Here is a 14,018-nt window from a genome sequence, read left to right on the forward strand (position 1 = left end):
ACTATAGCCCCTCCCGTCTACGTAATGCAATAATCGCAATTAATAAAAAGAGTGCTGAAATGCCAAGGTTTAAAGAGATTACCGGCAGTGCTGCTCCTACATCATTTGCATAAATAATTTTCATAACAGCTGTATTTGCCCACGTTAATGGTGATAAATTTGTAACGAAATTTTCTTCTACTACGAAGTACGCGCCACCAAAAATAGAAGCTAATTGTATAATAACTATAATAATTGCCCTAGACGCTTCACCTGTTTTTGTAATATATCCAATTCCTAAACCGAAGCTAATCGCTAAAAAGACTTGTGTTAATAGAATAAAAAATATGATTCCAAGATGGTCTCCCCAATTCGCTTGAAAGACAAATTTACTAAATAACATGACGAGTAATATGCACAGAGCATTTGCTACAAGGCTACCAAGTACTTTTCCAATAAATATTTCAGCCTTACTTATTGGTGCAGCAATGAGACGATCTCCTGTTTTAAGTATTCGTTCTCTTCGAATTAAAGAACTCGCTCCCATCGCAGCATATAGTGCAATCATCGTCGTCATTACAACCGCATAGTAATCCATAGAACCTGGCTTTTTAGCAGCTTGTAAAGATGTTTCTTTTATATAATCATTATGATTTCCATTTGAAATAACTGTGCTCACCTTACTAGGATCTACTTTTGCAACTTCGGTCGCTACATTGTACTTAGCAACAAATGTTGTAAGCATGCCTTCCACAATACTTCCCTCAATACTACTTTTGTCACTTCCGTAAAATTTTGCACCCTCTTTATTTAATTCTACATAAGCAGCATATTTATTTTGCTTCACTTCTTCTTTCCCATCTATACCTTCAGAAGCTTTTTTAAAATGAATACCCGATTTATCGACTTCTTTCGCAAATGCTTCAAACGATTGAGAAAACGCACTACTTTCTTCATCTTTATATAGTACCTGTATATCTTTAATTGAATGACTATCACTATTAAACGCATTACTTAATGCCGTCCCTAACACAAGCATGAGCACAATCGGAAATGCTAACATAAAAACTAAAGTTCTTACGTCTCTGAAATCTCTTTTAATATGCATAATTGCAATATTGAAGATGTTCAATTGATGAACCTCCCTTTACCTTTTCTTCATTTACCGTTTATTTATCCCGTAAGTTTCTGCCAGTTAACGTAAGGAATACTGTTTCTAAGTTTGGAGCCTGCTCCTCTAACGAACGAATTTCAATGTCATGATTAATAAAATGCTGAATAATTTTATTTAAATTATTTAATCCTGCATCCGAGTTTACTTTAATTACGTTCTCTTCAATTTGAACAGCTTTCACACCATTTATCTCTTTTAACTTTTCTACATCTAAATTTTCTACTGACTTCACTTCAATCCAAATATCTTTCGTATCGGTAATAATCGCTTTTAACTGTTCTTTCGTTCCTTCTGCAATCACTTTACCGTGATCGACAATTGCGATTTTCGTACAAATCTCTTCTACTTCTTCCATGTAGTGGCTCGTGTAAATAATGGTACTTCCCATTTCATTTAATTTACGTACTGACTGAAGGATGTAGTTCCTTGACTGCGGATCAATTCCAACTGTCGGCTCATCCATAATAATTAGCTTTGGTCTATGAGCAATTGCACAAGCGATATTCAACCTTCTTTTCATCCCGCCAGAAAAGTTTTTCGGATAACTTTTCTGTCTATCACTAAGTCCTACAAATTGAAGAGCTTCCTCTACCCTAGCTTTTAATTCAGCTCCTCGTAACCCGTACAATCCAGCAAAGAATTTCACATTTTCATAAGCAGTTAGTTCTTCATATATGGCTATATCTTGCGGAACGATACCGATGTTCATTTTCGCAAATCGGTTATGTTTCTTTATATTTTTTCCTAGTATGCTAATTTCACCTTCATTACTTTTTAACAAACCAGCAATCATATTAATCGTTGTACTCTTACCAGCACCATTTGAACCTAAAAAGCCAAATATTTCTCCTTCTTTAATAGATAAAGACATATTATCTACCGCGATGAAATCACCAAATTTTTTCGTTAAATTTTTAATTTCTAATGTGTTCATCATTTCACCCCTATTTCGGTTTCTCTGCTGTTATTATAAACAAAAAAAATGAACCTGCTCAGTGCAGAAGTTCACTCTTTTCACATGAGAATATTCACTTTTTTCATATGAGATGATTCATCCTCATATCGGCAGCAACATTGTTACTGAAAAACCGCTTGCCCCATCTACAATAATTTTACCGTTTACAGACGCCGTTCGTTCCTCCATCCCCATAATACCAAGACCTTTTTTCACAAGTTCTGCACCTTTTCCGTTATCCTTCACTTGTACTTTCACCATCTTGTTAAGCACATGAATATCTATGGAAATGACTGTCGCATCAGCATATTTCATTGCATTTGTAAGTGCCTCTGTAACATTTTCACCGATAATTTTCCACTGAATAGGAGAAATCATATCTAAGTTCCCTTTATATACGAAAGGAATGTTTACATCATGCTTACTGGCGAATTCCTCTATGAACAATTTCATACGATGAATACCAATTTGCTCTGTTGGCGGCTTCATATTTTTCAATGTAATCCGAATGCTTTCAATTCCATCTTTTGAAATATGAATTGCATTTTGTAATAACTCAGCAGACTTTTCTTTATCTATTTCCATTAACCTCTTTGCTGCTTCCATTTGAATAAGTGCACCCGTCATCGAGTGACCAATTTTATCATGAATTTCTTGAGATAATCGATTTCTTTCTTCTAACTTAAATGTGTATTCAGACTGTCTTATGTACTCTTTATTTTCGTGTAGGCTTTTCGTAAGTCGCTGCATATCTTTTCGCATCTTATCATTTTGTGATTCAAGCTTTAATACCCGCGATATATACCGTTCTGCCATAGTTAATACGATGAAAGAAAATGCAACAATTAATCCATATGTCATTCGAATACTTTCATCTGTAATAGTAATGGGGAGCATCATAATAACAAAGATTGGCCACTTCTTCTCTATATAATGGAATGTAATTTCATATAAGTTCAATGGTAAAAACAAAATAAAAAACGGATGAATCTTCCATGTAAACAACATAACTACACCGATTGACACGGAAGTTAATATGTTTTTGTACGTATCTTTTTTTAATATAGAGATCAGCACGTTTACAGAAAGATATAAAAGTAAAGTAAGTATAATCCATGGTAAGTTCGTAACATTTAAATAAATGTAACTACACACAATATATATAAATACTATTAATTTACTTACAATTAACCAAAATTCCATATCTTTAATCTACTTTCCCTGTTAAATAATAAATCGCAATTTGTGTACGATGTTCAAGTCCAGTTTTCCCTAAAACTGATGTAATATAATTCGCAATCGTTCCTTCTGATATGAAAAGTTGCTTTGAAATTTCTTTATTCGAAAATCCTTTTGCAATTAATGCGATAATACTAAGCTCTCTTTCAGTAAACAGACTTTTATCTATTTTACATTCCTCTTCTTTACTTTCCATTAAATTAGACTTAATTTTATCGAGAACGACATCTTGCATAACAGTTTGGCCGTTATATACTCCTTTTATCGCATCACGAATACGCTCTGGATCATTATTTTTTAATAAATAGCCTTTCGCTCCGTTTTTTACTGCGTCCAAAATATATTCATCATCATCGAACGTCGTTAAAATAAGTGGTTTCGTTTTCGTCTCTTCACAAATGAATTTCGTCGCTTCTACACCATTCATGTTCGGCATACGCACGTCTAAAAGCGCAATATCAATTTCGTTCTTCTTACAATATTCCACTGCTTCTTTCCCATCATTCACAGTATCTACCACTTCGAACTCTTCGTATGTATTTAAAATAATTTTCATGCCTTCTCTTATAAAAGAATTATCATCTGCTATTAATATTTTAATTTTCATGTTTGTTAGTATGGACCTTCTCCTACTAACATTCACATCCTTTCTCCGCGTAACATTTCCCACTTGCTCATTATATACTTCTTTTTACCATTTTTTCACACCTTTTTTCATATAGCCTCCTTCCTAAAAATATATTATTCTTTTTTTACAACATGTGTAGGGTGACTTCTCGTTTCTTACGTCTATATAATTGAATGCGTCAAAAAGGAGGGAGAGAACCATTGAGGAAAAACAGTTAATTGAAAAAGCACAGCAAGGAAGCGAACATGCTTTTCGTATCCTTGTGCAAACATATCGTCATTATATTTTCCAAGTTATCTTTTCTATTTTAAGACACGAAGAAGATGCGAAAGATGTTACACAAGAAGTATTCGTAAAAATTCACGCCTCTCTCCCTAATTATCAATTTCGCGGATTAAAAACGTGGATGGCGCGAATCGCCACTAATCACGCTATTGATTATAAGAGAAAGAAAGCTAGAGAAAACGAAGAACTCTCCTTATGTAAAGAAACCGAAGAAAATATAAAAGCCTCTCATAATATCGAGGCTTTATTAGTGACGAAAGAGCAAAAATTACTCATTGCTCAAAAACTGAGAGAACTTCCCGAAAATTACCGCGACGTCGTTCTCGCACATTACTTAGAAGAAAAAAGTTATCAAGAAATTGCTTTACAGGAAAACATCGAAGTGAAAACAGTCGAAATGAAACTGTATCGGGCAAGAAAATGGATTAAAAAACATTGGAAGGAGGAAGAGTTTCTATGATGCATTATTCAAAAGAAGATTGGCGCAATTATACATTAGATGTTATAGAGAGCACTGAACGTGAATCTATGGAAGAACACCTTTATGAATGTGATCATTGTTTAGCACTTTATATGGAAAGTATTGATGAACAATATGAAAACCTTCCAATGATAAATGATGATTCATTTACGAACGAAGTTATGAAGCAAATTAATTTTGAAACGCTACAACCTAATGAAAATATAAAAACAAACTCACTAAAGCGTACAATTATTCACTACATAATTGCGACTGCAGCTACAATTATTTTTATGGTAAGTGGTTTATTCCAATATATTTTTACAGCGACATCAAATTTCGAAAAATCTTCAAAACATAGCGATTCTTCTATCTCACAACAAATTGTAAACAAATCGGTAGACACATCCAAAAAGGACGGAGGTTCAAAGCATGAATAAAAATCCCTTTTTAGCACTTGTATTAGGGCTAATTCCTGGGCTTGGACATTTATATTTAAAGAAATTTGGACGGTTTATTTTATATAGCGGAGGGGCTGTATTTCTATTTATCTTTGCAGCATTTTGTACAATAGCATTAGGAGAGCGTGATATTGCTTTTCTTTCTCTATTTTTACTAGTCGTGTTATGGGCAATCAATTTATTAGATTTAGTTATCACTATTATTAATCAATCAAAAAAACAAGCTGCTGGAGAATTTACAGAGTCCTCTAAAGAGAGTGAACGATTTTATATCATTCTTCTATCAATCATCCCTGGACTTGGTCATTTCCAGCTAGGGCTTATGCAACGTGGACTTACATTTTTAGTAGCTTGTACAGGAATCGGAAGTATGATCATTTTCGTTGCACTTTTAACCTCTCAAGAAAGTTTCCTTATCTTTCTCGTGACGTTACCTGTTTTATGGATTTATAACTTCTTCGATGTTGTTCAGCAACTACAGAAAAAAGAACGTGGTGAGCAGCTAGATGATCGTACTATTTTCGAAGAGTTTGAAGAGCACCGTGAACAAGGAAAGAAAAATAAAACATTCGCTTCTATTTTAGCAATGTTTCCTGGAGCAGGACATATGTATTTAGGCTTACAACGCCGTGGTCTTCAGCTTATGGCAGCCTTTTTACTTTCAATATATTTACTCGACTTATTAAGACTTTCAGCGTTTTTATTTTTAGTTCCAATCATTTGGTTTTATAGCTTTTTTGATGCGTTACAACAAACTGCAAAATATGGAAAAGAACGTGTACATGACGAACCTATTATTGATTATTTTATCAATCATCAAAGATGGATCGGTATCGGATTAATTACACTCGGTGGTTATTATTTATTAGATCAAACAGTCCTTCCTATTTTGAATGATTACTTTGCAACTATATTTAACATTCATCTTAGTGAGCTGTATTATCGCTATTTCCAAACATCTATCGTTGCACTCCTCTTAATTGGTGGCGGCTTTAAATTGTTACTTGGAAATAAAGAAAACAAAGGTGGGACGAACGAATGAGAACATGGCGCGTTGGAACATTTTCAATGGGGCTTTCTATTATTGCATTAGGTTGCTTCTTACTATTTTCAGTTATGAAAGGTACTGAGGTATTAGATTCTTTAACAGCATGGTGGCCTGTTTTACTTATCATACTTGGCGTGGAAATTTTACTATACCTTCTATTTTCTAAGAAGGAACAATCATTTATTAAATATGATATTTTTAGTATTTTCTTTATCGGCGTTTTAGGAAGCGTCGGAATTGCTTTTTACTGTTTATTATCAACTGGATTGCTAGAAGAAGTTCGTCACTCTATTAACACAACGAGGCAAACGAGTAATATTCCAGACGGACAATTTGATATACCTGAATCTATCAAAAAAATCGTAGTAGATGCAGGACATCAGCCTCTAACGATAGAGGGAAATAATACAAATCAAATTCATCTTTTGGGAACTTATGAAATGACGACGAAAGCAAATGAAAAACTCAATTTAAAACAAGCTGATTTCCTTTCAGTTCAAACCGCTGGAGAAACGATGTATATCACTTTAAAATCATTACCTGTTCAGCATACGTTATTTAATTCAGCACCACAGGTGAAACCAACGCTTGTTCTTCCGCAAAATAAAAATGTGGAAATCCGTGCTTCAAATAACGAACTATCTCTTTATCCAGGTCAATTACAAAATAATTGGTTTGTACAAGAAAGCTCAAGAGTGTCTGTCCATCTTGCAAAAGAGAGTGATGTATCTTTAACAGCAGTAACGAATCAAAAAGAAGCACACGGAAGCACACCTTGGGAACAAGTAGAAGATTTAACGAAAAACGAAAATACTTCTTCAGAAGAGCATCCAGAATTAAACAACCAAGAACATTGGTATAAAAATTCAATTAAAACTGGAAATGGCACGTACAAGTTAAATATTGAGAAAGCTTATAATTTAAATATGAGCGTTATTGAAAAATAAGAAAAACCTTCCGCAATTGCGGAAGGTTTTTCTCATATAATCGCTTTTATTCCTTCTAACACTAATCCAATCATAAATCCGCAAACAGCCCCGTTTACTCGGATCCACTGTAAATCTTTACCTACGTTATTTTCAATCATTTCGATTAACGTTTTATCATCTAACTTATCAAGGTTTTCTTGTACAAGCTTTCCGATTTTCGAATGATTCTTTTCAACGAGGGTGACAACTTGCTTTTGTAACCACTCTTCTATTTTTTGAACAGTTTGTTCATCTTCTTTTATTTTATTCATTTGTGCTTGTAAAAATGGAATAACATACTTATCCGTAAATTCTTCATTTTTCACAAAAGTAATTGCCCTTTGTTGTACTTGTTCAAGCATCTCTTTTATTTTGTCAGTACCATCCCAATTGGCAATCCATTTTTCTTTCCATTTTTCTAACTCCTGTAGTAAAGCTTCATTTTCTTTTACATTTATAATTTCTTGACGAATTTTTGTTAAAATAAGTTGTCTTGTGCTATTATCAGCATCTTGTAAGCTGTTAATATTGCTAATAATAAACTTCTGCAAAATACCGCCAATTTTATCTTCATCTACAATATTCATAAATGATTTCAAAGTAAACTGCAAGAATCCATCTACTTTTATATTTTCCATCGCCTTCATACCTAAGCTTCCGAGCTGATAACGAGCTTCATCTTGCGCTGTCCAATCTTTCACTTTCACTAATATGTAATCAAGTGTCTTTTCATCATATTCTTGCACCACTAATTGATCAACAAGCACTTGTAAAATGTTACTTGTATTAATTGTATGCAAATACGTTTTGAGTTCTTTTTCAATAATAACAGCTAGCTTTTCTGTATCTATTGAAACAATCGCTTTCTCCGCAATCGTTACAATCCCTTTTTTCACAGCATCAGACTGCATTTCTCTCTCAGCAATTTGCAGCACCATTTGCGCTAACTGCATTTCTTTTACTTTATTCGTAATACTTTCTTTCGTCAGCCACTCATTTTCTAACGTATGAATAAGCCCTTTCGTTACTCGTTTACGGTTTTTAGGCAACAACGCTGTATGCGGAATTGGGATTCCCATCGGATGACGGAATAATGCTGTAACCGCGAACCAATCCGCAAGTCCGCCAACTAATCCGGCTTCAAATCCCCCTTGTATAATCTCCCCTGCTACCGTTCCTTGAAAAGGGATAGAAGCCGCAAAGCCTACACCCATAACCCCAAGCGAAATACCCGCTATATATTTAGTCTGTAGTGACATCGTATACACATCCTCTTATTATGTAAAATAAAGCTTTTTGTTATATTTATTTGATATTAGTTCTTTATATCTATACTATAATGAACTAATGCGAAAATAACAAAGATTTTTATGTGCATGAAAAAATGAGGCTTTAAATCGCCTCATTTTTCGTTACTCTACTATCGTTAATTCCACACCTGTTTTATAATACTCATTCATTACATCTTCTGGAACCATACTACCGCCCGTTCCCCAAACAATATGAGTACCTTTCTTCATCTTCTCTGTTAACTGTTTCTTTTGTAAATACGCATCTTCTTTACATACTTTCACTGGTCCTATCATACCCGCTAACGCAGAAGGCTCTAAATAAACATTTTCAGTATCAGCCAATTCTTTTAATAATCTATATAACTCTTCATCACTTACTGTATAATTTCCGCTTAGAAATGGTTCCATCGTTTTCCCGACAAACCCAGACGGTCTTCCTACCGCTAGTCCATCCGCGTCTGTTACATTATCAATTCCGATATCTTGAACGGCAATTTTATCATGAAGCCCTGTCATTAATCCAAGTAACATACACGGAGAGTGCGTTGGCTCCGCAAAGAAACAATGAACATTGTCTTTATACAATAACTTTAAACCAAATGCCACTCCGCCAGGTCCGCCCCCTACTCCGCACGGAAGGTAAACGAATAAAGGATGTTCTTCATCCACTACAATCTCTAATTCTTCTAATTGTTTTTGTAAACGCGATGCTGCGACTGCATATCCTAAAAATAAATCATGCGAGTTTTCATCATCGACAAAATAACAGCTAGGATCAGCATCCGCTTGCCTTCTTCCTTCCTCTACTGCTTTACTATAATCCGACTCATATTCAATAACGTTTACACCTTTACTTCTTAGTAAATCTTTTTTCCATTGTTTCGCGTCTGCTGACATATGAACAGTTACATTAAAACCTAGTTTCGCACTCATAATCCCGATACTTAGTCCTAAGTTTCCTGTCGAACCTACTGCAATAGAATATGTTGCAAATAACTCTCTACATGTATCACTATCTAAAATGGAGTAATCATCTTCTTCTGTTAACATTCCATGCTGTAATGCTAATTGCTCAGCATGTTTTAACACTTCATAAATACCACCTCTAGCTTTTATTGAACCTGATATTGGAAGATGACTATCACATTTTAATAATAATTCTCCTAATATTGGTTTCCCGTATTTTTGCTCTAAAGATTGTTTCATAGACGGTATTTTCACTAAAGGCGATTCAATAATGCCGTTTTTTTCTTTCGTTTCAGGAAAAACTTTCGCAATATATGGTGCAAAACGCTTTAATCTCTCTTCCGCTTCTTTTACATCTTCTTCATTAAGTGGTGAATCTTTTATTGCTGTTTCATACCTTTCTATATTCGGGTTGATCCAAAATACTTCTTCTGTTGCAATAAGTTTGTTAACTAATGGATATTCTGCTTTTAATTCCCCTATTTCCTTCATTTCGTTTCCTCCTCATATCCTTGTAGCTCACTATACAATAAATTATAATTAAATTAATTTTAATATAGTTTAACATAAAATACAGTTTTAGTTAATTTTAATTTAATTTATTTAAATATAATTTAATAATTATAAAGGAGAATGTTTTATGGAAAATATAGATATTGGTAAAAAGATTGAAAAGCAAAGAAAAGAAAAAGGTCTAACTAGTAAAGAACTAGCAAAAATGGCTGAAATTACACCATCTATGCTAAGTCAAATTGAACGTGGTTCTGCTAATCCTTCTATCCAAACATTAAAGGTACTCGCAAAAGCACTTGATGTTCCAACATTTAGCTTTTTACTTGAGGAAACAAATACAGATGATTTAATCGTACGCTCACATAAGCGTAAGAAAATGATTATCGATAATTTATCATATGAAATGCTTTCACCTGATTTCACAGGAAATTTAGCAACGGCAATTATGACTATCCCACCGAATACTGCCTCATCAGAAAATGTTCTAGAACATAAAGGAGAGGAATTAGCCTTCGTATTAGATGGAACCATTACATTGCATTTAAATGAAGAAGAATATATTTTAGAAACTGGTGATAGTGTAAAAATACCTGCTTATTTAAAGCATAAATGGGTAAATCAATTTGAGAAAAATGCAATTGTCTTATTTTCTGTTACTCCGCCGATTTTTTAATAAATATAATAAAAAATAGCCACGCACGGATACTCTCTGTACATGGCTATTTTTTATTTTTTCGGTACCAATAAAATCCCTAAACTAATAACAAATAAACTCATTATTTGTTGTATTGATAAACCAAATAGAACCGCATTTTGTTCACTAATTAATGAAATGATGATATGAGCAATCCCCTCAAAAATTAGAAAACCACTTATATTCTTTCCATTTCCTAACCTTTCATTTTTCATCCATAACCAACTGATGATACAAAGGGCGAGTATAATCTCGTATACGAAAATAGGATGATATAAAAATTTAGATTCATATATTTTCATACCCCAAGGCAATGTAGTTTGTACACCTAATTGTTGGTGAAATAGAAAATAAAAAATAATACTCATACATAGTGCATAAGGCAATGTATCAAGTAAAATACGAAGTGAAAATTGCTCCTTTTTACTTTTCCAAACAATGTATACACTCGCAATGAAGCATCCTACTACAATGTGCTGCATACTTCCTACAGCTAATAATGCTTGCAATGGAGACCCAAAAGCCCATGCTGGATTTAAAATTGCCGGTGCCAATTTCCATACAAATACGATGATTAGAAAAGCATTTGTTACAGCATCCATCATTTTTTCATATGTTACATTTTGGTGTCTCATCTTTCGTTTCATCAGCATAAATCCAAATAGACTTCCAATTATAAGAGATACGGGTTGTAACCTCACGATCCACTCCATCACTACAAAATCCCCTCTTAACTCTCAATTAATTTCTTAAATTTCTTTTCTAATTGATCTGGAGGTAATACCCCTCGTACATGATCTACTATAATTCCATCTTTATTAACAAAAAATGTCGTTGGTAAAGAAAATACTTTATAATCTAATCCAGCTACTCCATCCATATCTAGTAAAACAGGAAACTCAAATCCATAGCGATCCGCAAATGCACTTGCTTCTTGTACCGGGTCACTAACAGTTGCATTTACCGCAAAGATTTCAATATCCTTTTTATATTTGTCATAAAAACGAACTAAATCAGGTGCTTCCATTTCACATGGTCCACACCACGATGCCCAAAAATTAATAATATATGGTTTTCCCTTTGCATCATTTAACGAATACAACTTTCCATCTAATCCTTTCAATGTAATACTTGGTGCTTTAAATCCTACTTGTGGTAATATTTCTTTCTCTTGTAATTCTGCTTGCTTCGCTTTTCTTTCCTTCTCTTCTTTCTTTGAATTATAAAAGTTGACTCCCGCCCAAACGAGCGCTCCTACTAGTATAATAGCAATTAGCTTCTTCACTTTTTTTCCTCCTCATTTTCAAAATCCTGTAAATCCACCAAATAGACGAATAAAGAACGCTGTAATTTTCGTCATTTGATTTGTATACAATAAAACACCTGTTACAATCATAATTCCACCTCCGATTTTCATCATGACATTGGCATATGTAACAATCCATTTTACCTTTCCTATAAAGAATGCCATCACGAAAAATGGAACCGCAAATCCAAGAGTATACGCTGTAATATAAAGAAGCGCACCTTCAGGATTCGTTGCACCCAGCATGAGTACAGCTGAAAATATCGGCCCAACACACGGCGTCCATCCCGCTGCATATGTCATACCGACTAAAATCGAGCGAATATATCCAGTCGATTTACTTCTATACTGCACCTTTTTCTCTGCCATAAGCCACTTAGGCTGAAATAAACCGGTCATAAACAGCCCCATCAAAATAATAAAAATCCCACCAATTTGTTGAATCAATTTTTGGTTAGATGAAAATGTTATTCCAATCCAGCTTACTGATAGACCTAACGCATAAAATATAACCGAAAATCCGATTATAAAAAATACTGTATGTATAATCGCTGATTTTTGCATAATCCCACGATTCTCTTTTAAATCTTGAATAGAAACACCTGTAATGTATGATAAATAAGATGGATATAGCGGTAAAGAGCATGGTGATAGAAATGACAATACTCCAGCCCCAACTACAAGCCAAATTGTTAAATCTGCTGCGTTCATTTTATTCCCCCTAAAAACACTACGACGAGTAGTGTTAAATCTTAAAAAAAGAGGCTATATGCACTCTCCGACAATAAGTACGATCGATATACAGAATAAACATAATGTTACATATACCGAATTTGTATGTAACGGCATATTAAACTTAACAACTTTTTCATTTAACACTTGCTCGATTCGTAAATTGATTGCTGTTTTTGCAAATGAAGCTGTCACACATCGATTTTCCATTGTCTTTATTTTAATTAATTTTAATAACGCACTACCTAACTCAAATGAAGATTTCATTTTTTGCATCGCATATTTATCTGCTGCTAGCTCCTGATACGTATGATACCGTTGTAGCAGCCCTTTTAGTATCGGGATATACATCATTCCTTCTGCTAATAACGTAAAACAAAATAATTTTAGCGGATCCCGATTGTTTTGATGATATTCTTCATGGAAAATAATCGCATCAATTTCTTCATCTGAAAACGTCTGAAGCATCCCTTTTGACATAACAACTTTCGGACGAAATAACCCAATTGTAAATGCTGCAACTTCCGCGTTCGGCAGTATATATATTTGTTTTCCTTTTCTAATGAAAGGAACAAGTACTTTTTGCAATTTTTTACTATAGAAAAATTGCCGCCAAATTCTTTTGCAAACTATCAGTACAGTAAGTAATAATAATCCAGCTATTACGATTCGAATTAGCGATAGTTCCTTCATATGTTTTTCTAACTGGAACAAGCAAAATTTCGAAAGAAAGAACGCCTTATTTTGAAAAAGAAATGGATATGTAACGTAATACACTAACATGCTAAAAAAGAGAGTACTAACAATTACTGCTAACAATACGATTTTACGCATTTGCCATTTCATTTTATCGATCCTCTTTTTTTAACTGGCTCAATTTATCTTCTAATTTTTTTATTAAAGTCGGATCAACCTGCTCTAATTCATCTAGCATATGATTTACAACTAAATCTCCAAATTCCCCCATTAATTCCTGTGTCATTTTCTTCGTTTGATTGGATAAGAATTCTTCTTTTGTTTGTACAGCACGATATATGCCACTTCTTTTCACAGTCTGTTTTTCCAAGTGTAATTTCTCTACCAGCCTGTTCATAACTGTCATAACAGTGTTAAAATTCACAGGTGATTCTTCACTTAATTTCTGCTGCACTTCTTTAATGGTAATCCCCTCAGTAGACCAAACGATCTCCATAATTTTCGCTTCAAGCGGTCCAAAGAAGTGATTTAGCCCTTGCTCATTTAACTTATAATTTTGAGTAAACATAGTACGGCTCCTTTCACACTACAAATTGTAGTACAAATTAAATGAAAGGTCAAA

At 33.8% G+C, this 14,018-nt stretch carries 16 protein-coding genes; 5 read left to right on the forward strand and 11 right to left on the reverse strand.

The window, feature by feature from the left end:
• Position 1: 1 nt before the first annotated feature.
• The 4 genes from DN410_RS23430 to DN410_RS23445 form a co-directional block, all read right to left on the reverse strand.
• A complete protein-coding gene (locus DN410_RS23430; protein ID WP_149178256.1) occupies positions 2-1,111 on the reverse strand; it encodes an ABC transporter permease in 1,110 nt (369 codons plus the stop codon).
• Between the two features lie 37 nt (positions 1,112-1,148).
• Entirely contained in the window at positions 1,149-2,087 is a 939-nt protein-coding gene (locus tag DN410_RS23435; RefSeq protein WP_149178257.1) for an ABC transporter ATP-binding protein, read from the reverse strand.
• 123 nt (positions 2,088-2,210) lie between these two features.
• The gene (locus tag DN410_RS23440) at positions 2,211-3,311 is read right to left on the reverse strand and encodes a sensor histidine kinase (RefSeq protein WP_149178258.1); all 1,101 of its coding nucleotides are present in this window, start codon (positions 3,309-3,311) and stop codon (positions 2,211-2,213) included.
• 4 nt (positions 3,312-3,315) lie between these two features.
• Positions 3,316-3,954: a response regulator transcription factor gene (locus DN410_RS23445; protein ID WP_149178259.1), complete on the reverse strand. Its 639-nt coding sequence runs from the start codon at positions 3,952-3,954 to the stop codon at positions 3,316-3,318.
• Positions 3,955-4,144: 190 nt separating this feature from the next.
• On the opposite strand from DN410_RS23445, the gene DN410_RS23455 reads away from it, so the two are divergent.
• From DN410_RS23455 to exsE, 4 genes are read left to right on the forward strand one after another with little or no spacing between them, the layout of a single operon-like run.
• The gene (locus DN410_RS23455; RefSeq protein WP_255446821.1) at positions 4,145-4,720 is read left to right on the forward strand and encodes an RNA polymerase sigma factor; all 576 of its coding nucleotides are present in this window, start codon (positions 4,145-4,147) and stop codon (positions 4,718-4,720) included.
• Positions 4,717-5,160 (forward strand): hypothetical protein, encoded by a 444-nt coding sequence (locus DN410_RS23460; RefSeq protein ID WP_149178260.1) that lies wholly within the window; start codon positions 4,717-4,719, stop codon positions 5,158-5,160. Before DN410_RS23455 ends, DN410_RS23460 begins: the two co-directional genes overlap by 4 nt.
• On the forward strand, positions 5,153-6,223 hold the full coding sequence (locus DN410_RS23465; protein WP_149178261.1) for a hypothetical protein: 1,071 nt from the start codon (positions 5,153-5,155) through the stop codon (positions 6,221-6,223). The genes DN410_RS23460 and DN410_RS23465 overlap by 8 nt, the downstream gene beginning before the upstream one ends.
• The gene (exsE, locus tag DN410_RS23470; RefSeq protein ID WP_149178262.1) at positions 6,220-7,176 is read left to right on the forward strand and encodes an exosporium protein ExsE; all 957 of its coding nucleotides are present in this window, start codon (positions 6,220-6,222) and stop codon (positions 7,174-7,176) included. The genes DN410_RS23465 and exsE overlap by 4 nt, the downstream gene beginning before the upstream one ends.
• A gap of 32 nt (positions 7,177-7,208) precedes the next feature.
• On the opposite strand, the gene DN410_RS23475 is transcribed toward exsE, so the two are convergent.
• Complete coding sequence (locus DN410_RS23475; protein WP_149178263.1) at positions 7,209-8,456, reverse strand: DUF445 domain-containing protein; 1,248 nt, start codon at positions 8,454-8,456, stop codon at positions 7,209-7,211.
• 153 nt (positions 8,457-8,609) lie between these two features.
• A complete protein-coding gene (locus tag DN410_RS23480) occupies positions 8,610-9,947 on the reverse strand; it encodes a D-serine ammonia-lyase (RefSeq protein ID WP_149178264.1) in 1,338 nt (445 codons plus the stop codon).
• A gap of 148 nt (positions 9,948-10,095) precedes the next feature.
• On the opposite strand from DN410_RS23480, the gene DN410_RS23485 reads away from it, so the two are divergent.
• The gene (locus DN410_RS23485) at positions 10,096-10,641 is read left to right on the forward strand and encodes a helix-turn-helix domain-containing protein (RefSeq protein ID WP_149178265.1); all 546 of its coding nucleotides are present in this window, start codon (positions 10,096-10,098) and stop codon (positions 10,639-10,641) included.
• 53 nt (positions 10,642-10,694) lie between these two features.
• On the opposite strand, the gene DN410_RS23490 is transcribed toward DN410_RS23485, so the two are convergent.
• From DN410_RS23490 to DN410_RS23510, 5 genes are read right to left on the reverse strand one after another with little or no spacing between them, the layout of a single operon-like run.
• Positions 10,695-11,375, reverse strand: coding sequence for a prolipoprotein diacylglyceryl transferase family protein (locus tag DN410_RS23490; protein WP_149178266.1), 681 nt, complete (start codon positions 11,373-11,375; stop codon positions 10,695-10,697).
• A 17-nt stretch (positions 11,376-11,392) separates the two neighbouring features.
• Positions 11,393-11,947, reverse strand: a complete 555-nt coding sequence (locus DN410_RS23495) for a TlpA family protein disulfide reductase (RefSeq protein ID WP_149178267.1) — start codon at positions 11,945-11,947, stop codon at positions 11,393-11,395.
• 18 nt (positions 11,948-11,965) lie between these two features.
• The gene (ccdA, locus tag DN410_RS23500) at positions 11,966-12,679 is read right to left on the reverse strand and encodes a cytochrome c-type biogenesis protein CcdA (protein ID WP_149178268.1); all 714 of its coding nucleotides are present in this window, start codon (positions 12,677-12,679) and stop codon (positions 11,966-11,968) included.
• 54 nt (positions 12,680-12,733) lie between these two features.
• Positions 12,734-13,546 carry a M56 family metallopeptidase gene (locus DN410_RS23505; protein ID WP_149178269.1) on the reverse strand — a complete coding sequence of 271 codons (813 nt, stop codon included), beginning with the start codon at positions 13,544-13,546 and terminating at the stop codon, positions 12,734-12,736.
• A 1-nt stretch (position 13,547) separates the two neighbouring features.
• On the reverse strand, positions 13,548-13,964 hold the full coding sequence (locus DN410_RS23510; RefSeq protein ID WP_149178270.1) for a BlaI/MecI/CopY family transcriptional regulator: 417 nt from the start codon (positions 13,962-13,964) through the stop codon (positions 13,548-13,550).
• Positions 13,965-14,018 lie beyond the last annotated feature (54 nt).

Origin of the sequence: Bacillus sp. SH5-2 (assembly GCF_008368905.1) — a bacterium.
Taxonomy (GTDB): domain Bacteria; phylum Bacillota; class Bacilli; order Bacillales; family Bacillaceae_G; genus Bacillus_A; species Bacillus_A luti.

Coding starts and splice junctions, on each gene's coding strand:
- DN410_RS23435 (WP_149178257.1), bottom strand. CDS start 2,087: ATGAACACATTAGAAATTAAAAATTTAACGAAAAAATTTGGTGATTTC.
- DN410_RS23440 (WP_149178258.1), bottom strand. CDS start 3,311: ATGGAATTTTGGTTAATTGTAAGTAAATTAATAGTATTTATATATATT.
- DN410_RS23445 (WP_149178259.1), bottom strand. CDS start 3,954: ATGAAAATTAAAATATTAATAGCAGATGATAATTCTTTTATAAGAGAA.
- DN410_RS23460 (WP_149178260.1), top strand. CDS start 4,717: ATGATGCATTATTCAAAAGAAGATTGGCGCAATTATACATTAGATGTT.
- DN410_RS23465 (WP_149178261.1), top strand. CDS start 5,153: ATGAATAAAAATCCCTTTTTAGCACTTGTATTAGGGCTAATTCCTGGG.
- exsE (WP_149178262.1), top strand. CDS start 6,220: ATGAGAACATGGCGCGTTGGAACATTTTCAATGGGGCTTTCTATTATT.
- DN410_RS23475 (WP_149178263.1), bottom strand. CDS start 8,456: ATGTCACTACAGACTAAATATATAGCGGGTATTTCGCTTGGGGTTATG.
- DN410_RS23480 (WP_149178264.1), bottom strand. CDS start 9,947: ATGAAGGAAATAGGGGAATTAAAAGCAGAATATCCATTAGTTAACAAA.
- DN410_RS23485 (WP_149178265.1), top strand. CDS start 10,096: ATGGAAAATATAGATATTGGTAAAAAGATTGAAAAGCAAAGAAAAGAA.
- DN410_RS23490 (WP_149178266.1), bottom strand. CDS start 11,375: ATGGAGTGGATCGTGAGGTTACAACCCGTATCTCTTATAATTGGAAGT.
- ccdA (WP_149178268.1), bottom strand. CDS start 12,679: ATGAACGCAGCAGATTTAACAATTTGGCTTGTAGTTGGGGCTGGAGTA.
- DN410_RS23505 (WP_149178269.1), bottom strand. CDS start 13,546: ATGAAATGGCAAATGCGTAAAATCGTATTGTTAGCAGTAATTGTTAGT.
- DN410_RS23510 (WP_149178270.1), bottom strand. CDS start 13,964: ATGTTTACTCAAAATTATAAGTTAAATGAGCAAGGGCTAAATCACTTC.